The organism is Streptomyces tsukubensis (assembly GCF_003932715.1).
In the GTDB taxonomy this organism is placed as follows: Bacteria; Actinomycetota; Actinomycetes; order Streptomycetales; family Streptomycetaceae; genus Streptomyces; species Streptomyces tsukubensis.
Map to the genome: position 1 here is coordinate 784,857 of NZ_CP020700.1, position 19,080 is coordinate 803,936.

Genomic DNA, 19,080 nt, shown 5'->3' on the forward strand with positions numbered 1-19,080 from the left:
CCGGGCCCTGGATAGGGTTGGGCCATGCTGGTCTCCCTCGTGCTGCTGTTGCTCGGCGCGCTGGCCGCTGTTCTGGCGCCCAGGCTGGTGGCGCGGGCCCACTGGTCGGAACGCGAACCGATCGTCGCCCTCTGGGTCTGGCAGTGCGTGGTCGCCGCGGTGCTGCTGTCGTTCGCGCTGTCGATGACCTTCAGCGCGGCCGCCGCCTGGCAGCTCGTCAGGGGACATGTCTTCGCCCCCGCGCCGCAGGCCGTGGTCGAGGCCTATGCCCTCGGGGTCGGCGGGCCGTGGGCGGCCGGGCTCGCGGTGCTCCTGGCCTGCGGCGGCCTCTGGTCGGCCGCGATGCTGACCCGGGAGATCCGCACCGCCCGGGCGCAGCGCCGTCGCCGCCGCCGGGACCTGCTGGTACGGGCTCCGCTGATGCCCGGCGAGGAGACCCAGGGCGAGCGGCTCGTGGTGCTGGAGGGCGAGCGCCCCGACGCCTGGTGGCTGCCCGGATCGGCACCCCAACTGGTCATCACCACGGCCGCGTTGCGCCGACTGAAGGGCCGTCAGCTCGATGCCGTGCTGGCGCACGAGCAGGGCCATGCCCGGGCCCGGCACGACTGGCTGCTGCACGTCTCCGGGGCACTGGCCGCCGGATTCCCCCAGATCCCGGTCTTCGCGGCGTTCCGCGACGAGATGCACCGGCTGGTGGAGCTGTCGGCCGACGATATGGCCTCCAAGCGGTTCGGCAGGCTGACGATCGCGCTGGCCCTGGTCGAACTCAACGAGGAGCGCGGGGTGTTCGGGCCCTGTCCCCCGCACCACGACCAGCTCCCCCAGCGGGTGAACCGGCTGCTGGCGGCGGCCCCCCGGCTCGCTCCGGTGCACCGGCTGAAGCTGACGGCCGCCGCGGCCCTGGTGCCGGTGGTCCCCGTCCTGGTCGCGTTCGTCCCCGCGCTGCGGGCCCTCGGCTGAAACCGGTCCCCCGCGGGAGCGGACACCGGGCCCGGAGGGGCAGCGGGCACCACGCCCGGCGGCCGGAATCCGGGCCCCGGGATGGCTGTGGCGGCATCCGGCGGGGAAGATCGTCCCCATGCCTTTCCCCGGATCAGCACCCCCAGGCCCGTCCGGCTCCTCCGGTACCTCCGTGCCTCCCGGACCTGCCCGGCCACCCGCCGGGCCCGGTGAGCGCGCGGCGGGCCGCACGGGTCTCGTTCTCGCCGTTCTCTCGGCCGTACTGCTGTGGCTGGTCGCCGCCGCCTGGTCGCCCCTGCTCTCCTTCGACCGGTCGGTGGCCCGCGCCCTGCACCGCCGGGCGGTACGAGAACCCGATCTGGTCCAGGTCAACCGGATCCTGACGGACTGGGTCTGGGACCCCTGGACGATGCGGCTGCTGATCGCCGCGGCCGTGCTCTGGCTCTGGTTCCGCCGCGAACGGCTGCTGAGCGTCTACACGACGGCGGCCGTGCTCCTCGCCTGGGCGATCCAGCAGTCGCTGAAGGCCGGCGTCGGACGGAAGCGGCCGCAGTGGCCCGACCCGGTCGATTCGGCGCACTTCGCCGCGTTCCCGTCCGGGCACGCCATGGTCGCGGCCGTGGTCTGCGTTCTGCTGCTGTGGCTGCTGCGGCGGCACGGCCTCCGGGGCCGGGCCTGGGCGGCCGCGGTGACCGCCGCGGCGGTCTCGGTCGTCGGAGTCGGACTGACCCGTCTCTATCTCGGGGTGCACTGGCCCACCGACGTCCTCGCGGGCTGGCTGATGGGGACCGGCTGGGCGCTGCTCGCCGTGGCGGCCTACCCCTGGGTCGAGGAGCGCGTCCGGAGCCGTACCCCCGGCTCGTCGAATGCCGTCGGCGGCGGGGCGGGACCCGCGGGCTGACGGTGCGGCGACCGGGCCGGGCGATCCCCCGCGTCGCCCGGTCCGGCCCCCTCCGGCGGTGGCCTCACGGCCGTCCGGCGGGCTGCGCTGAGTATATTGGCCGAGAGCCAGTCAACGCAGGAGTCCAGCATGAGCCCGCGGAGCGCGTCGGTCAATGAAGAGCTCCGCCGGCGCTCGCGCGAGAGACTGCTGGAGGCCACGGTCGATCTGGTCGGTGAACGGGGTTACGAGACCACGACGCTGGCGGACATCGCGGACCGGGCCGGTTCGGCGCGGGGCCTGGTCTCGTACTACTTCCCCGGGAAGCGCCAGTTGCTGCAGTCGGCGGTGCACCGGCTGATGCACCGGACGCTGGAGGCGGCGCTGCTGCGCGAACCGCGTACGGAGGACGGCCGGGAGCTGCTGGCGCGGGCCATCGACGCCGTCATCGGGCTGGCCGTACACCATCCCGTACTGATGCGGGCGCATATGTCGGGGGTGCTGCAGGCGGAGGGATTCGTCCAGTGCCCCGAGCAGCAGCGGCTCGCGGCGCTGCTGAGCGGTGCCGTGGAGCGGTACGGCTCGACGGCGGTCGGGGTCGACTACCGGCTGCTGCGGGCCCAGTTGATGGGCGCGGTCTTCGCGATCGTGCTGCCGGGCGCGCCGATGGCGCCCGAGCTGCTGCGGTCCGAGCTGTTCCAGCGGTACGGGCTGGAGTGGGAGCTCGGTGTCCCGCCGGATGCTCGGCAGCCCCGGCGGGACACCCCCTGACCCGGTCACCGGGGCCCGCGGCTACGGGCCCCGGTGGTCACCGGAGTTCAACCGTCAGGATTCAGACGACTCAGTCGTCGTCGTGGTCGTCATCGTCGTCGTCGTCGAAGTAGTCCGGCTGGGTCTGGACGTTGAGCTCGTCCAGCCTGATCTTCTTCGCCGGGTCCGTACGCCTGTCGTTGATCTTCAGGACGTCCAGGCCCTTGACCATGTCGTTGGAGTAGACGTAGCCGTTGTAGTAGTACGCCGACCAGGTCCCCCCGCCGATGAAGTCGGTGGCCGAGAGCGGCCCGCGCTCGAAGTAGCCGATCTCCTTCGGCTTCGACGAGTCGGTGAAGTCCCAGAAGGAGACACCGCCCTGGTACCAGGACTGGACCATGATGTCGCGGCCCTTGACCGGGATGATCGACCCGTTGTGGGCGACGCAGTTCTCGTTGATGGCCTGGTGGCGCGGGATCTTGTAGTAGCTGCGGAAGACGAGCTTGCGCTTGTCTCCCTTGCCGACGAGGTCGTAGATGCCGTTCGCACCGCGGTTGGGACCGATCTCCGCGTTGCAGGTGGCCGAGCCGCCGCCGCCCAGCTCGTCCGTGAAGACGACCTTGTCGGTGTCCTGGTTGAAGGTGGCCGAGTGCCAGAACGCGAAGTTCACGTTGTCCTGCACGCGGTCGATGACCTTCGGCTTCTCCGGGTTCTTGATGGAGAAGATGATGCCGTCGCCCATGCAGGCGCCGGCCGCGAGGTCCTTCGACGGGAGCACGGTGATGTCGTGGCAGCCGGTCGTCTTGGAGACGCCCGGGTTGGTCGGACCACCGGGGTTGCCGCCGCCGTCCGGGCCCTCACCGGGGAAGAGCACCGGGAAGCCGACGAGCTTCGCCTGCTGGGGCGCCTTGTAGGGCACCTTGATGACGGAGATGCCGTCGTGCGGCGGCTGGCAGTCGGGGAAGGCCGCGTTCGGCGAGTACGAGGAGACGTACACGTAGAGGTTGCGGCCGTCCGGCACCAGGGTGTTGGTGTGCGAACCACAGGCGGTCTCGACGGCGGCGACGTACTTCGGGTTGCGCTTGTCGCTGATGTCGAAGACCTTGATGCCCTCCCACGAGTCCTTGACCGTCTGCGACTGCGACGTGCTGTTGCACGAGTTGTCGCTGCGGGAGGAGTCGGTGGACAGGACGAGCAGGTTCCCGGAGACGGAGATGTCGTTCTGGCTGCCCGGGCAGAGCACCTGCGCGACGGTCTTCGGGGACCTCGGATTGGATATGTCGAAGATCCGGAACCCGTCGTAGTTACCGGCGTAGGCGTACTTCCCCTGGAACGCGATGTCCGAGTTCGTACCCTTGAGGGTGTCCTTGGGGATGTTCGCCAGATGCTCGACGTTGGAGCTGCGGACTATCTCGTCCACGCCGGGTATGTCACCGCTCTGGATGGCGGAACGGACCGCGGCCTCCTGGCTGTTGGTGGCCTCCTTCTGAACGGGGGCGTCCCCGGGGTCGGGTGTGGCGGCGGCGGGTGCCGCCGTCAGCAGGGCCGCCATCAGCCCGGCCGCGGCCGCCGCCACGCCCAGACGTCTGCGCCGCACTCGTGTGGTGTGCAACAGGGTCACTGCGTCCTCCCTCGTCTCCGTTCGCTTCGAACGGTTCAGACACCACGGAAGTATTGTGCCTAGCATGCGCATTTCAATAGATGGAAACACACACGTCATGAAAGTTTTTGATCATTAGGTCGGGGAACTGTTCCGGAACGACCCCCCGCACCACCCCGAACCCCTGGAGGTCCCCGTGTTCACCCACCGTCCGGCCGCGGGCAGCCGCAGACCCGTTCTCCTCGCGGCGACCGTCCTGGCCGCCGTACTCGCCCTGAGTGCCTGCGAATCGGACGGCGGCGGCTCCGACTCGGCCAAGAAGCCCGGCACTTCGGGCACGGCGACCGGTTCCGTAGTAGCACCGGGCAAGCCGGGCGAACCGGCGAAGACCCTCTCGCCCGAACAGGCCGCGAAGGCCCTGCCCGACGACAGCCCCAACGCCGCCGACTTCTCCTATGCCGAGATGATGGTCGTGCACCACGCCCAGGCCCTGACGATGACCGCCCTGGTACCGGAGCGGGCCGAGTCCAAGCAGGTCAAGGGCGTGGCGGACCGGATCTCGGCGGCGCAGAAGCCGGAGATCGACGCGATGAACGGCTGGCTGAAGCGATTCGCCGACCAGCGTCCGAAGGGCAGCGGCGGACACGGTCACGGCCACGGCGACCCGGCGACCATGCCCGGAATGGCCACCGATGCCCAGTTGGCCCAGTTGCGGGCGGCGAAGGGCAAGGCCTTCGACCAGCTCTTCCTGAAGCTGATGATCACCCATCACGACGGTGCGGTCAGCATGGCCGCCGACGCCCTCTCGGACGGCCGGAACACCCTGGTCCAGGAGATGGCCAACGACGTCATCTCGCAGCAGTCGGCCGAGATCGGCAGGATGCGCAAGATGTGACCCGCGGGGCCGGGCGGTCACCGGGCGGCACGGCCTCCCCGGCGCCGGGGCTCCCGGGGGACGTCCGGCGGTGCCATGCTGGAAGCCCCTGCGGGAAGGAGCGCGCGCGTGCTTCGTATCGCCGTCGTCGGATCGGGCCCCAGCGGGGTCTACACCGCGCAGGGGCTGGTCCAGCAGACCCGGGTGCCCGGAATCCGGGTACACGTCCTGGACCGGCTGCCCTGCCCCTACGGACTGGTGCGCTACGGGGTCGCCCCCGACCACGAGAAGATCAAATCGCTGCAGCACAACCTCCGGGGCGTGCTCACCGACGAGCGGATCACCTTCCTCGGGAATGTGGAGGCCGGGGCGCCGGGCCTGGCGCCCGCAGAGCTGCTGGAGCTGTACCACGCCGTCGTGTACTGCGTCGGCGCGTCCCGGGACCGCAGGCTCGGCATCCCGGGCGAGGAGCTGCCCGGCAGCTACTCCGCGACCGACTTCGTCTCCTGGTACAGCGCCCATCCCGACGCCCCGGCCGGTGACTTCACCGGCCCGGCGCTCACCGCCCGCAGCGCCGTCGTGATCGGGGTCGGCAACGTCGCCGTCGACGTGGCCCGGATCCTCGCCCGGAGCGCCGCTGAACTGCACCCCACCGATGTGCCGCAGGGCGCGCTGGGCGCCCTCGCCCTCAGCACCGTGCGCGAGGTGCACATGGTGGGCAGGCGCGGCCCGTCCCAGGCCCGGTTCACCACCAAGGAGCTGCGGGAGCTGGGTGCGCTGCCGTCGGCGGCGGCGGTCGTCGACCCGGCGGAGCTGGCGCTGGATCCCGTATACAACTCCCCGGCCGCGGCGGCCGCGCTCCCCGTGGTCCAGCGGCGGAATCTGGAGGTACTGCGCGGCTGGGCGGCGGACGGGGCCCGGGAGGCGGGGCGGCGGATCGCGTTGCGGTTCTTCCTCCGCCCGGTGGAGCTGCTGGAGCGGGGCGGCCGGGTCGCCGCCGTACGGTTCGAGCGGACCGCCCCGGACGGCGAGGGCGGAGTCCGGGGTACGGACCGCTACGAGGACGTCCCGGCGCAGCTGGTGCTGCGGGCCGTGGGCTACCGGGGCGAGCCGCTGCCCGGCCTGCCGTTCGACGAACGTGCGGGCACGGTCCCGCACACCGCAGGGCGGGTGCTGCGCGACGGGCTGCCGTCGCCGGGCGAGTACGTGGCGGGGTGGATCAAACGCGGTCCGACGGGCGTCATCGGCACCAATCGGCCGTGCGCCCGCGAGACCGTGGAATCCCTGCTCGCCGACGCCCCCGCCCTGGCCGCCCGGCAGCCGGCCGAGGAGGATCCGGTGGCCCGGCTGCGGGCGGCCGGTCACCGCCCCGTGCCGTGGCCCGGGTGGCTCGCCATCGAAGAGGCGGAGGCCGCCCTGGGCGCCTCGCTGGGGCGGCGGTCGGTGAAGATCCCCGACTGGGAAGGACTGCTGGCGGCGGCGGACGGGGCGGGCCGCCCCGGGCACGCGGCGAGCTGACCGGGCGGGGGCGCGGGGCTCCCGACCGTACCGCCGCGCCGGACTCCGCCGCGACCGGGGGCCAGGCGCCCGTTCCTCCCCGCACCCGGCGCGGGGCTCCCGCCCGTACCGCCGCGCACCCCTTCCGGCCTGCGGGGACGCGGTTCCGCGGGCCGCTGTCGGTGGCTGGGTGCAGACTGGCCCGTATCCAGGACGAAGGCGTCGGGAGGTGCGAGGACATGACCGGAGTGCTGCTCGCCGTAGGGACGCGCAAGGGGCTGTTCACCGGCCGCCGCCGGGAGGGGCGGTGGGAGCTGTCCGGACCGTTCCTGCCCGCCCGGGCGGTGTACGCGGTCGCGATCGACACCCGGGGCTCCGTCCCCCGGCTGCTGGCGGGCGCCGACAGCGCGCACTGGGGCCCGTCCGTCTTCCACTCGGACGATCTGGGCGGCACCTGGACCGAACCGGACCGGCCCGCGGTGGCCTTCCCCCGGGACACCGGGGCATCGCTGGAGCGGGTGTGGCAGCTCCATCCGGCGGCGGGCGAACCGGACGTGGTGTACGCGGGGGCGGAGCCGGCGGCCCTGTTCCGTTCGGAGGACCGCGGTGAGACCTTCACGCTCGTCCGGCCTCTCTGGGAGCATCCGACCCGCTCGCGGTGGCAGCCCGGCGGCGGCGGGGAGGCGGTGCACACGGTGGTGACGGACCGCCGGGATCCCGCGGCGGTGACGGTCGCGGTGTCCGCTGCCGGGGTGTTCAGGTCCCGGGACGCCGGGGCGAGCTGGGCCCCGTCCAACGACGGCGTTTCGGCGGTCTTCCTGCCCGACCCGCACCCGGAGTTCGGACAGTGCGTGCACAAGATCGCCCAGGACGCGGGCGACCTCGACCGGCTCTATCTCCAGAACCACTGGGGCGTCTACCGCAGCGACGACGCGGGCGCCCGGTGGACGGACATCGGCGCCGGACTGCCGTCCGACTTCGGGTTCGCGGTGGCCGCGCATCCGCACCGCCCGGACACCGCCTACGTGTTCCCGATCGCGGCGGACGGCGACCGGGTGCCCGCCGGACACCGCTGCCGGGTCTTCCGTACCCCCGACGCGGGCGCGAACTGGGAGCCCCTCACGGCCGGACTGCCGTCGGGCGACCACTTCGGGACGGTGCTCCGCGACGCCCTGTGCACGGACGACGCGGACCCGGCGGGCGTGTACTTCGGCAATCGCAACGGCGAGCTGTACGCAAGCGCGGACGACGGCGACAGCTGGCAGCAGGTGGCCGCGCATCTGCCGGACGTGCTCTGTGTGAGGGCGGCGACCGTGGACTGAGCGGCGGACGCCACGGGCCCGGCGGGACGGCTGTCGCAGGGGCCCGAGGCAATCGGCACATGACCTGGGGACAGCCGTGATTCGACCAGTAGAGTGACGAACCGTGACTGCACGACGGCCTTTGAACGAAATTGTGGAACCGGGCTGGGCCAAGGCCCTGGAACCGGTGGCGGACCGCATCGCCGCGATGGGGGACTTCCTGCGGACGGAGGTCGCCGAGGGGAGAACGTACCTCCCGGCGGGCGCCCATGTCCTGAGGGCCTTCCAGCAGCCCTTCGACGACGTACGCGTCCTGATCGTCGGCCAGGACCCCTATCCGACCCCGGGGCACGCCGTGGGGCTGAGCTTCTCCGTGGCGCCGGACGTCCAGCCGGTGCCGAAGAGCCTGGACAACATCTTCTGGGAGATGCACAAGGACCTGGGCCACCCGCGGCCGTCGAACGGCGATCTCACCCCGTGGGCGGAGCAGGGCGTACTGCTGCTGAACCGTTCGCTGACCACCGCGCCCCGCAAACCGGCCGCGCATCGCGGGAAGGGCTGGGAAGAGGTCACCGAGCAGGCGATCCGGGCCCTGGTGGACCGGGGCAAGCCGCTGGTGTCGATCCTGTGGGGGCGGGACGCGCGCAATCTGCGCCCGCTGCTCGGCAGCCTGCCCGCCATCGAGTCGGCGCACCCCTCCCCCATGTCGGCGGACCGGGGCTTCTTCGGCTCCCGGCCCTTCAGCCGGGCCAACGAGCTGCTGGAGCAGCAGGGGTCGACTCCGGTCGAGTGGAAGCTGCCATGACCCCGGGCGCCGGGTCCTGGGTCGTCGGGGTCGACTCCGGCGGCTCGGGGCTGCGGGTGGCCCTGGCCGAGGTGACGGCCCGGGGCCCGGGCCCGGCGGAGACCGCCGTGTCCCGGACCCCGGTGCGCACCGGGGAGGCGGGGATCGACGCCCGGCACCTGCTGGAGCAGTTGCTGCCGATGGTGCACGGGCTGCGGGGCCGCGGCGGTGCGGGCGGCGCCCGGCCCGTGGCTGCGGTGGCGGTGGGCGCCGCGGGCATGGCCACGCTCGGCGGGCAGTTGCGGGCGGAGCTGCCCGGCGCGCTCGAAGAGGCCCTCGGGATCCGCGGTCTTGCGCTCGCCGCCGATGCCGTGACCGCCTACGCCGGGGCCCTCGGGCAGCGGCCGGGGGCGGTCGTCGCCGCGGGCACCGGGATGGTCGCGGTCGGCACGGATCTGACGGAGTGGCGGCGCGCCGACGGCTGGGGTCATCTGCTGGGCGACTGCGGCGGCGGGGCGTGGCTGGGCCGTGCGGGCCTGGAGGCCGCGCTCCGGGCCCATGACGGGCGGCGGGGCGGCTCCGCGGCGCTGCTGGCCGCGGCGGAGAGCGTGTTCGGTCCGCCTGCCGGGCTCCCGGGGCAGTTGTACCCGCGGACGGACCGCCCGGCGGTCCTGGCGTCGTTCGCCCCCGAGGTCGCCCGGTGCGCGGCGGAGGGCGACGCGGTGGCGACCGGGATCCTCGCGGAGGCAGCACGCCGGATCGCCGACGCCGCGGAGGCGGTATGCCCCCGGGAGACCGGCCGGGAGGTGGAGATCGCGCTGACGGGCGGGCTGTTGCGGATCGGGGACCCCCTTCTCGTACCCCTCCTGGCGGAGCTGACGGACCGTCTGCCGGGGGCCCGGGTGGTACCGCCCGCGGGCGATCCGCTGTCGGGCGCCCTGTCGATCGCCGCGGCCCTGGCCACCGGTTCCCTGCAGCTCCCGGGCGATCCGGCGATGCTGCATCTCGCCGGGCCGGGCGGCGCGGTGTGACGGCCGCCGGGCGCGGGCCCGGCCGGCCGGCGCGTCCGTACAACTGCGCGGCGCGCCCGGAGGAGTGTGCGGGCCGGGGCGTCCGTCCGTTCGCCCCCGTGCGGGACACCCGGGGAGCACGGGGCCTCCGAGGTGACAGACCGGGACAGACGAGACGCGCCAAACTCATCGGATAAATACGGACAGATGACGTCTGACACCCCCCTCCCCGAACAGCCCCGGGGGTAAAACCAGTAGCATGCGGCGCCATGAGCTCCCCCACTGGGCCCGCACCCGGCCTGCCTGTACGAATGCCGCGTCCCCGCCAGTCCGGTCGGCACCGCCGCCCGGAGCCCGTGGCCGCCCCCGAAGGCGCGCCCGCGCTGGTGCTCGCCGTACCCGGTGCCCCGACGCCCGCGGTCAGGGCGCTGGCCGAAGAGATCATAAGCATCGCCCGTTCCGAACTCCCCGGCCTCGACGTCGGCATCGGCTACCTCGACGGTTACGCCCCCGGGGAGCCCCTGGGCGACGCCGGTCCCGAGGAGACCACCGCCGGTGCGGAGGCCGTGGACGGGCCGCTCGGGGACGAGACCGACGAGACCGCCGCAGCCTCCGCAGCGCCCGCCGCGGAGGCCTCGGACATCGGCGGCCCGGATCTGGCGACGGTGCTCGCCGGGGTCGCCGCGGTCCGTGCCGAGCGGTACGAGTTCGCCCGGGCCGCGGGCCGTGAGGTCGCGGAGCCCGAGGGCCCGGCGGCCGTGGTGGTACCGCTGCTGGTGGGCCCCGACGCGGCCCTGATGGACCGGATCCGGACGACGGTCGAGCAGAGCGCGGCACCCGTCGGCCTGGCCGATGTGCTGGGCCCGCATCCGCTGCTGGCCGAGGCCGTGCACGTACGGCTCTCCGAGGCCGGGCTGGCCCGCGCCGACCGGGCCCGGCTGTTCACGGTGGCCACGGCCGCCGACGGCATCGTTCTCGCCACCGTGGGGGGTGACGAGGCGGTGCGCGCCGCCGGGATCACCGGCATGCTGCTGGCCGCCCGGCTCGCGGTGCCCGTGATGGCCGCCGCGCTCGACCAGGAGGGTTCGGTCGCCGCGGTCGCGGAGCAGCTGCGCGGCTCCGGTTCGACTCAGCTCGCCCTGGCCCCGTATCTGATCGGCCCGGAACTGCCCGAAGGGCTGCTGGACGCCGGCCTGAAGGAGGCGGGCGCTCCCGCGGCCGAGGGGCTGGGCGCGTATCCGGCGATCGGCAAGCTGGTGCTGTCGCAGTACACCACCACCCTCGGCATCACGCCCGCGCCGCAGGGTGCTCCGGTCCGCTGAGCCACGGGCGGTCCGGGCCCGGGCGTGTCGCGTTCCGGGGTCCGGACCGTGCGGCGCGCCCGGGCCCGGCGCCGTCCTCAGGCCGAAGAGGTCACGGCGCGCCGTCACCCCCTGATCGGAGGCCGGTGCCTCGGGGCCGGAGCACCGTCGGCGCGTCCCGGCCATCCGTTCCGGGGCCGTCCGTTCAGGGGCCGTCCGTTGCGGGGCCGATCGTTCCGGGGCCCGCGGCGCTGTTCAGGCGAAGACGACGCAGGAGGCCGCGGGGGCGTTCAGGGAGCCCGCCCGCCGCGGTACACCCGTCTCCGGGTCGAGGTCGAACCAGGTGACGTCGCCGGAGCGTTCGTTGGCCGCGTAGAGCCGCCGTCCGGTGGGGTCGAGGGCCAGATCGCGCGGCCAGTGTCCGCCGCAGGGCACGGTGGTGACCAGCCGGACCCGCTCCCGGTCGGGGCCGAGTTCCAGGACGGAGATGCTGTCGTGGCCGCGGTTGGCGACCCACAGCCGGTCCCCGCCGGGCGCGACCACGACCTCGGAGGGATAGGAGCGGCCTTCGGTGCCCTCCGGCAGTACGGGGACCTCGCCCACCGCTTCGAGGACTCCCGTCTCCCCGTCCCAGCGGCAGACGGTGAGCGTGGGCTCCAGCTCGTTGAGGACGTAGGCGTGAGTTCCCGCCGGGTGGAAGGCCAGATGGCGGGGTCCGCTGCCGGGGCGCAGGGCGGTCGTGCCGTGCTCCACCAACTCGCCCGACGTGCGGTCGACGGCGCACACGTGCACCGCGTCCGTACCGAGGTCGACGCTCAGGACCCAGCGGCCACCGGGACCGGGCACGATCTGGTGGGCATGGGGGCCGCGCTGGCGGTCGGGGTCGGGGCCGGTGCCCTCGTGCTGGAGGACGCCGCCGACGGCGCCGGGGCGGCCGTCGCCGCCGACCGGCAGCACACTGACGCTGCCGGAGCCGTAGTTGGCGGTCAGCAGATGGCCGTCGGTGACCGCGAGATGGGTGGGCCCGGCACCGCAGACCGGTACCGGTCCGCCCAGCGCCTTGGGCGCCGCCCCCCGGACGTCGAAGGCCGCGACGGCACCTTCGGCGGTCTCGGAGACCGCGTACAGGACGGGGCCGCCGGACGCCTCACCGAGGGCCAGGTAGGAGGGGTCGACGATCGCGTCGCTGGAACCGGTCTCGGTCAGCGCACCGGTCTCGGCGTCGACGTCCGCGGCGATGACGCCCCGCCCGCCCGCCGAGGTGAACGATCCGATGAATGCCCGTCCGGCCCTGCTCTCGCCCACGGCGTTTCCTCCCACGCTGCTCACTGTCGGCCCGCTGATCACCGGCTGCCGGGGCAGACGGTAGCAGCGGTCTAGACCAAGTGTCTGTACGAGGGTCCGCGCCCGGGTCACCACAGGGAGACGGCGGCCCCGGCGGATTCCGCAGTGGTTACCCGGCGGGGCGGCCCTGCTACCCCCCGGCGGCGACCGGATTTCTCCCCGGCCGGTGGGTACGGACGCTCAGATGCTGGTCACAGGCGTACGACGGGGGCGGCGGCGCGGGGTACGCCCGGGGCGCGCAGCCAGCGCCGGGCGCCCGTTGCCGTGATGCAAGGGATTTCTGTTGCCCCTGTGGTGTGCGGGGAAATCGGTCCACGGACGGCGGGCGCACTGGCATGCTGGGGTGCATGAGCCTTACACGTACCCCGTCGGTCATCTTCGATCTGGACGGCACGCTGGTGGACAGCGAGCCCAACTACTACGAGGCGGGACGGCGGCTGCTCGCCGAGTACGGCGTCACGGACTTCGGCTGGGAGCGGCACACCGACTTCATCGGCATCAGCACGCGCGAGACCCTGGCGGCGCTGCGCGAGGAGCACGGGCTGTCCGCGTCCCTCGACGAACTCCTCGCGGGCAAGAACCGGCACTATCTGGAGCTGGCCGGGGCGTCGACGGCGGTCTTCCCGCAGATGCGGGAGTTCGTGGAGCTGTTGCGGGAACGCGGGGTGCCGATGGCCGTGGCCTCGGGGTCGTCGCCGGAGAGCATCGCGGCGGTGCTCTCGGGCACCGGTCTCGACGTGTTCTTCCCGACGGTCGTCTCGGCCGAGGAGGTGCCGCGGGGCAAGCCGGCGCCTGACGTGTTCCTGGAGGCGGCACGGCAGTTGGGGGCGGTCCCGGGCGACTGCGTCGTACTGGAGGACGCGCCGCCCGGGGCCGCCGCGGCCCGGGCCGCCGGGATGCGGTGCATCGCGATCCCGTACGCGGCGGCGACCGCGGACGACCCGGCGTTCGCCGCGGCGGATCTGCTGTACGCGGGCGGCCAGGAAGAGTTCACCGCCCGGGCGGCCTGCGACTGGCTGCTCGGCAGCCGGGCGTAGGCCGGGAAGCGCGCCGCGCCGGCGGTGGCCGCCGGCGCGGCGCGCCCCGGGGTCAGCGCTTGAACCCCACGCAGGTGTAGACCGGTGTGCCCGCCGTGTCGAGGGCCTCGTCCTCGGGCTCGTGCGGCCACTCCTCCAGCGCCACCAGACCCGGCTCCAGCAGGTCGAGCCCCGCGACCAGTTCACCGATCTCGGCGTGCGACCGCATCCGCAGCAGCACCCCGTTCGCGCGGTAGATCTCCACGATGCCCGCCATGGTGGCGGGGTCGAAGTCCGCCGTACCGTGCGAGAGCATCAGGGCGCTGCCCGGGGCCAGCGGCTCCAGCAGCGCCTCCAGCAGCCCGCGCGGATCGGCGTCGTCGCCGACGAAGTGGAGCAGGGCGATCGTCGACACCACCACGGGCTCGTCGAAGTCGAGCACCTCCCGCGCCCCGGCGAGTATCTTCTCCGGCTCCCGGACGTCGGCCTGGATGTACTCGGTGCGCCCGGCGGGCGTACCGCGCAGCAGGGCCTCCGCATGGCGCAGGACGACCGGATCGTGGTCCACATAGGTGATGCGCGCGTCGGGGACGACCTCCTGGACGACCTGGTGCAGGTTGGGCCGGGTCGGAATGCCCGTACCGACGTCGAGGAACTGGCGCAGTCCGCGGCGGGCCAGCAGCCGGGCGGCACGGCGCATGAAGCCGCGGTTGGCGTGGGCCGCCTGACGGGCACCCGGAAGGACCTTCAGTACCTGCTCGGCCGCGGCGGCGTCCACGGGATAGTGGTCCTTGCCGCCGAGGATGTAGTCGTAGATCCGGGCCGAATGGGCCTTCGCCGTGTCGATGGTGGTGATCCCGTCCCCGGGGTCGGTCATGGGGGTGTCCTCCGCTGGTCGTTCCGTACCCGTGCTGGTGTTCCGGTACCGGTCGTTCCGCACCCGTACCCGTACTGCGTTCCGGTACCGGTCGTTCCGGGCTCGTGCCGGTGCTGCGGTGCCGGTGGATCTCGTGTTCGCGACGCCGTCGTGCGGCACGCCGCGTCCGTGGTGCCGCGCATCGCCGGATGCCCCCGGCCCGTACGCCGTGCGCGCGTACGGGCCCGGGGCGGGGCCTCGGCGCGGGCCGGCTCAGGAGAGCAGGAAGTCCGCCTCGCCGGCCTTGGCGCCGCGCACCACCTCGGCGATGTCCTGGGCGGTGAAGATCAGCGCCGGTCCGTCGGGGTCCTGGGACTGCCGTACCGCCACATATCCGTTCCCCAGTTGCTTCACCTCGACGCAGTTGCCCCCGTTGCTCCCGCTCCAGGGCTTGGTCCACGCTGAGGCTCCCAGCGTGAGGTCCGCGTGGCTGACGTGGCTCATGGGTCAAGCTCCTTGCGAATGACGTCGAGGAGGCGCAGCGTGTCCTTTCTCGACAGTGCGTACGTGCTCATCTGGTCGAGGGCCTCCCGGTAGAGGGCGACCTCGGCGGGGTCCTCGCTGTACGTCGCGCGGCTGAGGCTGTCGATGCCGACGACGTCCGGCAGTTCGGGAATCTCGAACCTGAAGACCGAGAAGGGGCCGAAGCCCCCGGGATGCAGTCCGGCGCGGAACGGGGCCACCTGGAAGGTCACGGACGGCAGATGGGCCACCGCGAGCAGATGCTCGACCTGGCCGCGCATCACGTCCGGTGGTCCGACCGGGCGGCGCAGAACCGTTTCGTCGACCACGGCCCAGAAGTGCGGCGGCTCGGGCTGCACTCTGGTCAGGAGCGCCTGTCTCTCCCGGCGGAGGGCGATCTGGCGCTCCACCACGTCGGTGGTGACCCGGGGCAGTCCGAGGCTGAGGACGCACCGCGCGTACTCCGGGGTCTGGAGCAGGCCCGGCACCACATGGGGTTCGTACGAGCGGACCTGCGTCGCACCGCTCTCCAGACTGACGTGAACGCCGAACCAGTTGGGCAGTACATCGCGGTAACCCTGCCACCAGCCGGAGACATTGGCCTGATCCGTCAGCTCCAGGAACTCCGCCGCCTCGTCCTCCCCGACGCCGTACATCTCCAGCAGCGCTTTGACGGTCAGCCACTTCAGGGTGACCTCGGCCCGCTCCATGCGGGTGATGGTGGTGTGCGACTGACGCAGCCGCTTGCCCACGTCCTGCGCCGACAGGCCCGCCGCCTGGCGCAGTTGCAGCAGACGTCTGCCCAGGACCATCTGCAGAACCGTGGGCGCTGATCTCGGCTCACTCACGGTACGGCCCCTTTCGAACACCGGATCATCCAATGCAGTGTGCCATGCGTCCAGGAGCCTGCACAGGACACACACAACGACAGTGCACGGTGCAGAGTGTTCTTGCCAACTTTCCTGACCCGGTCCATAGTTGGCGCAGTGACTCGGCTCACGCGGCAGACCGGCCGCTGTGCACGAGGCGCGGCGACGCCCCGGTTCTCGACCACAACCGGGGCCCGGCACCCGGCGGTCCATCCGACCCCTTCGCGAGTGCGCGCGAAGGCACCGCGCCACGGCATCCGGCGCCCGCCCGTCCCGTCCGGTCGCCGCTCGGGCCGGGCGTGCCCCCACCGATAGGACTGCCCGTGACGATCGCCGCCGACCTCCCTCCCCGGCAGCAGCCGGACGACAGCACCGTCCGTACGTGTTTGTTCGACCTCCCGGCGGACCACCGCTCGGTCTCCATCGCCCGGCGGCTCACCGAGACGTATCTCGACAGCCGGGTCCACTGCGACGATGTGCGGCACTCCGTGACCTTGCTGATCAGCGAGTTGGCGACCAACGCCGTCCGGCACGCCTCCGGTATCCAGTTCCGGTGCCGGGTCAGGCTGGAGGAGGGCGCGGTACGCATAGAGGTCGAGGACCGGGGTGGATCGCACTCCCTGATCAGGTCCCGCCGGCCGTCTCCGGAGGAGGAGTGCGGGCGGGGGCTCCAGTTGGTGGAGTGCCTGTCGAAGGACTGGGGGATGCGGCGCCGGGACCACGGCCCGGGGTCGGTGGTCTGGGCGGTCGTCGCGGCCCACTGACCCCGGGGGCGGCGGCGCCCGGCTGCTGTCGTGGCGCGATCACCGCGCACGATGTGGAGATGTGGTGATGCGTCACCGCGGCCACCCCCACGGCTATAGCGCTAAGCGGATTAACGATATGCTCCCGATGGCACCTCGCCACCGGGAGCCCTCCCGGGCCGCACTGCCCCGTGTCCGGCCAACAGGAAGCGGGAGGGCTCTCGGACCGGGGGCCGTCGGGTCTCGCCGCGGCGGGCCGCCGGGCCCGCGCCGTGGCACAAGCGCCCGGCCGGGATCCTCGACCGCCGTCAGCAGGCCACCAGCAGCGGCAGGAACGGCGCCGCCACCGAGGCGAGGAGAACCCCGGCCCGGGTCACCCGGCGCGGACCGGCCTCCGGGGTCAGGATGCGGCGCAGCCGGATCAGGGCGCCGGTGCCTCCGGCGCCCAGCGCGGAACGCGGAGCGCGCCCCGCCGCGACCTCGCACATGGCGGTCGCCAGCGCGTCGCGGGAGTGGGAGCGCAGCGCCCGGTCGTCCGCGATCATCTCCAGCAGCAGCGCGGTCTGTTCCCGGGCCAGTCGGGCCAGCGGCAGCCCGGGAAAGGCCCGGGTGAAGGCCTTCGCCGCGATCTGCACCAGATGGTGGCGGCCCCGGAGATGGGCCTGCTCATGGGCGAGCACGGCCCGCAGCTGCTCGTCGGTCAGCAGGTCCAGCGCGCCCCGGGTGACGACGACGCGGTGCGCCCGCCCGGGCAGGCAGTAGACCGCGGGCGCGTCGTGCTCGACGACCGTCGCCCCGTAGTCCGCCGCCTCGGCGCCGATCACGGCGAGCAGTCCGGCGTGGCGCTGCCGTTCCCGCCGGGCCTGCCAGGCGGTGGCGGCCAGCCAGCCGAGCGGCAGCAGCACGATCGTGGCGGGCGCCAGCAGCAGCCCGAAATCGGCGGCACCGGCCGGGGATGCGCCGGGCGGTGTGTCCGCGGCCAGCCCGCAGGTGCCGAGCAGACCGACGATTCCGTCGTGGACGTGCTGTTCGGAGAGGACGAGGTGGTAGACGGCGAAGGCGGCGGCGACGACGAAGGTGAGGCTCAGCCCCTGCCAGGCCAGTACGGCCGCGGTGGGGGCGCGATGGGTCCAGCGGGCGCCGGAGAGGGCGTAGGGCAGGACGGCACCGACCAGGACGGCGTACGCAGCCAGGGCGAGGACCGTCGTCACGCGCCGCTCCGCCGTTTGGCGGCCCGCAGCGCGGAGCGCAGCGCCTGCACCTCGTCGGCGGAGATCTGTTCCACGAAGCTCAGCAGCACACCGGCCGGGTCGGGATTGCCGTCCAGCGCGTCCTGCATCCGGGCGGCCGTGTACTGCTGGCGGGTGCAGGTGGCCCGGTAGACCCAGGCCCGGCCCTCCTTCTCGCGCTCCAGCATGCCCTTGGTGAAGAGGATGTCGGCGACCGTCTTGACGGTGCTGTACGCGATGGGGCGCTTGCGGTTGAGATCGTCGCGCACCTCGCGGGCGGTGGCCGGACGACCCCAGTTCCAGAGGCGGTCCATGATCTCCGCCTCCAGATCACCCAACTGTCGCACGCCCGCTCCTCTCGCCGGCGGCACCGACGCCCCCGTCCCCGTCCTCAGTGGCTGCTCATCGTAGTCGCCGTACCGGCGGCCCCCGGGGTGTCCGCCCCGCCGCTTCCGGTGCCGTCCGTGGCGTCCGTGACGGGCGCCCGCCCGGTGGGCACCGGGCAGGCGTCCGCGGTGCGCAGCCGTCCGGCCAGCGCATGCGCAAGGAGGGCGACCGAGGCGATCGCGAGCACCGGCTGCGCCGGGGCCCAGTAGGACATCGCCCCGCTCATCCCGAGCGCCAGGACGACCAGTTTGTTGCAGACCGGGCAGCCGACGGCGAGCACCGACAGCACGCCCGCCGCGATCGCGCGGGCGCCCCGCGGCCCGGGCCGGGCGGGATCCGCACCGGACGCACCCGGCGCCCCGGCGCCCTTCCGGGCCCGGCCGGGTCCGGCGGTATAGGTGGCGGCCAGCAGGCCCATCAGGACCGAGCTGACGATCCACACCGGATAGTTCCACCAGAGCACCGGCGTCATCCGCGTGTACAGCGCGGAGGGGACGACTCCGGTCGGCACCCCGACGACGGCCGCGGCGAGTACCGCGACCCCCGCAGCCACCAGCCACTGCCGTGGCGCCCAGGCCCGTACACCCATCGTGTCCTCCTCCACCCTCCCACCGGCAATGCGAAGAACCTTAGTAGAAATCGGGGGGCTGCGGCAGACGGGGAACGCCTTCGGTATCGTCGGGGCCGGAGGTGGACATCGTGCGTGCGGGCAGGACGATCAGGGCTGCGGGTGCCTGGGGGCAACTGCTGCTGGTCGTGCTCGCGCTGGGCGTCTTCGCCATGCACACGGTGGGCCATCCGGACAGCGGCTCGGGTACGTCCCGCACGGACGCGACGGCCGCCGCGGCGGGCCCGGTCCACGGACCCCCCGTCGCACAGCCGGACCCGGCTGCCGCCCCCGACCGGCCGCACGACGGCCACGGCGGCTCCACCGCCCCGGACCCGGGCATGTCGATGGACATGCTCGCCCTCTGTGTCGCCGTCCTGGGCAGCGTGCTGCTCGCCGCGCTGCTGCGGGCGGCCCTCGGCCGCCGTACCGAACGGCCGGTGCGCCTGCGCGGCCTCCTCGTCGCACCCCGCCGCGGCCCTCCGCCGCGCGCCCCCGATCTCGCCACCCTGTCGATCCTGCGCATCTAGGCCGTCGTCCCTGCCGCGGG

20 protein-coding genes are annotated in these 19,080 nt (G+C 73.3%); 12 read left to right on the forward strand and 8 right to left on the reverse strand.

Annotation, left to right across the window (positions count from 1 at the left end; genetic code table 11):
- The first annotated feature begins 24 nt into the window (after window positions 1-24).
- The 3 genes from B7R87_RS02200 (at window position 25) to B7R87_RS02210 (ending at window position 2,611) form a co-directional block, all read left to right on the forward strand.
- On the forward strand, window positions 25-960 hold the full coding sequence (locus B7R87_RS02200) for a M56 family metallopeptidase (protein ID WP_006350732.1): 936 nt from the start codon (window positions 25-27) through the stop codon (window positions 958-960).
- A gap of 172 nt (window positions 961-1,132) precedes the next feature.
- Window positions 1,133-1,861 carry a phosphatase PAP2 family protein gene (locus B7R87_RS02205; RefSeq protein ID WP_006350731.1) on the forward strand — a complete coding sequence of 243 codons (729 nt, stop codon included), beginning with the start codon at window positions 1,133-1,135 and terminating at the stop codon, window positions 1,859-1,861.
- A gap of 129 nt (window positions 1,862-1,990) precedes the next feature.
- Window positions 1,991-2,611: a TetR/AcrR family transcriptional regulator gene (locus B7R87_RS02210; RefSeq protein ID WP_006350730.1), complete on the forward strand. Its 621-nt coding sequence runs from the start codon at window positions 1,991-1,993 to the stop codon at window positions 2,609-2,611.
- Window positions 2,612-2,681: 70 nt separating this feature from the next.
- Here the strand turns inward: B7R87_RS02210 and B7R87_RS02215 are convergent, their stop codons facing one another.
- A complete protein-coding gene (locus tag B7R87_RS02215) occupies window positions 2,682-4,211 on the reverse strand; it encodes an LVIVD repeat-containing protein (RefSeq protein WP_040916980.1) in 1,530 nt (509 codons plus the stop codon).
- Between the two features lie 175 nt (window positions 4,212-4,386).
- Between B7R87_RS02215 and B7R87_RS02220 the strand changes: the two genes are divergently transcribed.
- The 6 genes from B7R87_RS02220 to B7R87_RS02245 all read left to right on the forward strand — a co-directional run bounded on the left by B7R87_RS02220 (window position 4,387) and on the right by B7R87_RS02245 (window position 10,978).
- Entirely contained in the window at window positions 4,387-5,085 is a 699-nt protein-coding gene (locus B7R87_RS02220; protein ID WP_006350728.1) for a DUF305 domain-containing protein, read from the forward strand.
- A 108-nt stretch (window positions 5,086-5,193) separates the two neighbouring features.
- Complete coding sequence (locus B7R87_RS02225) at window positions 5,194-6,582, forward strand: FAD-dependent oxidoreductase (protein ID WP_130585243.1); 1,389 nt, start codon at window positions 5,194-5,196, stop codon at window positions 6,580-6,582.
- Window positions 6,583-6,800: 218 nt separating this feature from the next.
- Window positions 6,801-7,883: a WD40/YVTN/BNR-like repeat-containing protein gene (locus B7R87_RS02230; RefSeq protein ID WP_006350726.1), complete on the forward strand. Its 1,083-nt coding sequence runs from the start codon at window positions 6,801-6,803 to the stop codon at window positions 7,881-7,883.
- 121 nt (window positions 7,884-8,004) lie between these two features.
- Window positions 8,005-8,667 carry a uracil-DNA glycosylase gene (locus B7R87_RS02235; protein WP_040916978.1) on the forward strand — a complete coding sequence of 221 codons (663 nt, stop codon included), beginning with the start codon at window positions 8,005-8,007 and terminating at the stop codon, window positions 8,665-8,667.
- The gene (locus B7R87_RS02240; RefSeq protein ID WP_130585244.1) at window positions 8,664-9,677 is read left to right on the forward strand and encodes an N-acetylglucosamine kinase; all 1,014 of its coding nucleotides are present in this window, start codon (window positions 8,664-8,666) and stop codon (window positions 9,675-9,677) included. Before B7R87_RS02235 ends, B7R87_RS02240 begins: the two co-directional genes overlap by 4 nt.
- Before the next feature lie 248 nt (window positions 9,678-9,925).
- Window positions 9,926-10,978: a sirohydrochlorin chelatase gene (locus tag B7R87_RS02245; protein ID WP_100249278.1), complete on the forward strand. Its 1,053-nt coding sequence runs from the start codon at window positions 9,926-9,928 to the stop codon at window positions 10,976-10,978.
- 234 nt (window positions 10,979-11,212) lie between these two features.
- Here the strand turns inward: B7R87_RS02245 and B7R87_RS02250 are convergent, their stop codons facing one another.
- Window positions 11,213-12,262 (reverse strand): lactonase family protein, encoded by a 1,050-nt coding sequence (locus B7R87_RS02250; RefSeq protein ID WP_006350722.1) that lies wholly within the window; start codon window positions 12,260-12,262, stop codon window positions 11,213-11,215.
- Between the two features lie 386 nt (window positions 12,263-12,648).
- Here B7R87_RS02250 and B7R87_RS02255 point away from each other — a divergent pair, with 386 nt between their 5' ends.
- Window positions 12,649-13,338: an HAD family hydrolase gene (locus B7R87_RS02255; protein ID WP_040916971.1), complete on the forward strand. Its 690-nt coding sequence runs from the start codon at window positions 12,649-12,651 to the stop codon at window positions 13,336-13,338.
- Between the two features lie 52 nt (window positions 13,339-13,390).
- Here B7R87_RS02255 and B7R87_RS02260 read toward each other — a convergent pair whose 3' ends face one another.
- From B7R87_RS02260 to B7R87_RS02270, 3 genes are all read right to left on the reverse strand, one after another.
- On the reverse strand, window positions 13,391-14,194 hold the full coding sequence (locus tag B7R87_RS02260) for an SAM-dependent methyltransferase (protein WP_040916976.1): 804 nt from the start codon (window positions 14,192-14,194) through the stop codon (window positions 13,391-13,393).
- A 252-nt stretch (window positions 14,195-14,446) separates the two neighbouring features.
- Complete coding sequence (locus B7R87_RS02265; protein ID WP_006350719.1) at window positions 14,447-14,677, reverse strand: DUF397 domain-containing protein; 231 nt, start codon at window positions 14,675-14,677, stop codon at window positions 14,447-14,449.
- Complete coding sequence (locus tag B7R87_RS02270; protein ID WP_040916974.1) at window positions 14,674-15,543, reverse strand: helix-turn-helix domain-containing protein; 870 nt, start codon at window positions 15,541-15,543, stop codon at window positions 14,674-14,676. The genes B7R87_RS02265 and B7R87_RS02270 overlap by 4 nt, the downstream gene beginning before the upstream one ends.
- A 344-nt stretch (window positions 15,544-15,887) precedes the next feature.
- On the opposite strand from B7R87_RS02270, the gene B7R87_RS02275 reads away from it, so the two are divergent.
- Window positions 15,888-16,328: an ATP-binding protein gene (locus tag B7R87_RS02275; protein WP_006350717.1), complete on the forward strand. Its 441-nt coding sequence runs from the start codon at window positions 15,888-15,890 to the stop codon at window positions 16,326-16,328.
- Window positions 16,329-16,615: 287 nt separating this feature from the next.
- On the opposite strand, the gene B7R87_RS02280 is transcribed toward B7R87_RS02275, so the two are convergent.
- Genes B7R87_RS02280 through B7R87_RS02290 form a run of 3 tightly spaced genes read right to left on the reverse strand, consistent with a single transcriptional unit; the run spans window position 16,616 to window position 18,512 of the window.
- Complete coding sequence (locus B7R87_RS02280; RefSeq protein ID WP_130585245.1) at window positions 16,616-17,518, reverse strand: M56 family metallopeptidase; 903 nt, start codon at window positions 17,516-17,518, stop codon at window positions 16,616-16,618.
- The gene (locus tag B7R87_RS02285; protein WP_040916968.1) at window positions 17,515-17,883 is read right to left on the reverse strand and encodes a BlaI/MecI/CopY family transcriptional regulator; all 369 of its coding nucleotides are present in this window, start codon (window positions 17,881-17,883) and stop codon (window positions 17,515-17,517) included. The genes B7R87_RS02280 and B7R87_RS02285 overlap by 4 nt, the downstream gene beginning before the upstream one ends.
- Window positions 17,884-17,927: 44 nt before the next feature.
- Window positions 17,928-18,512 (reverse strand): hypothetical protein, encoded by a 585-nt coding sequence (locus tag B7R87_RS02290; protein WP_233168742.1) that lies wholly within the window; start codon window positions 18,510-18,512, stop codon window positions 17,928-17,930.
- 101 nt (window positions 18,513-18,613) lie between these two features.
- Here B7R87_RS02290 and B7R87_RS02295 point away from each other — a divergent pair, with 101 nt between their 5' ends.
- Window positions 18,614-19,060, forward strand: coding sequence for a DUF6153 family protein (locus B7R87_RS02295; RefSeq protein ID WP_332903340.1), 447 nt, complete (start codon window positions 18,614-18,616; stop codon window positions 19,058-19,060).
- Window positions 19,061-19,080: the final 20 nt, after the last annotated feature.

Coding starts and splice junctions, on each gene's coding strand:
- B7R87_RS02200 (WP_006350732.1), top strand. CDS start 25: ATGCTGGTCTCCCTCGTGCTGCTGTTGCTCGGCGCGCTGGCCGCTGTT.
- B7R87_RS02210 (WP_006350730.1), top strand. CDS start 1,991: ATGAGCCCGCGGAGCGCGTCGGTCAATGAAGAGCTCCGCCGGCGCTCG.
- B7R87_RS02230 (WP_006350726.1), top strand. CDS start 6,801: ATGACCGGAGTGCTGCTCGCCGTAGGGACGCGCAAGGGGCTGTTCACC.
- B7R87_RS02240 (WP_130585244.1), top strand. CDS start 8,664: ATGACCCCGGGCGCCGGGTCCTGGGTCGTCGGGGTCGACTCCGGCGGC.
- B7R87_RS02245 (WP_100249278.1), top strand. CDS start 9,926: ATGAGCTCCCCCACTGGGCCCGCACCCGGCCTGCCTGTACGAATGCCG.
- B7R87_RS02255 (WP_040916971.1), top strand. CDS start 12,649: ATGAGCCTTACACGTACCCCGTCGGTCATCTTCGATCTGGACGGCACG.
- B7R87_RS02260 (WP_040916976.1), bottom strand. CDS start 14,194: ATGACCGACCCCGGGGACGGGATCACCACCATCGACACGGCGAAGGCC.
- B7R87_RS02265 (WP_006350719.1), bottom strand. CDS start 14,677: ATGAGCCACGTCAGCCACGCGGACCTCACGCTGGGAGCCTCAGCGTGG.
- B7R87_RS02290 (WP_233168742.1), bottom strand. CDS start 18,512: ATGGGTGTACGGGCCTGGGCGCCACGGCAGTGGCTGGTGGCTGCGGGG.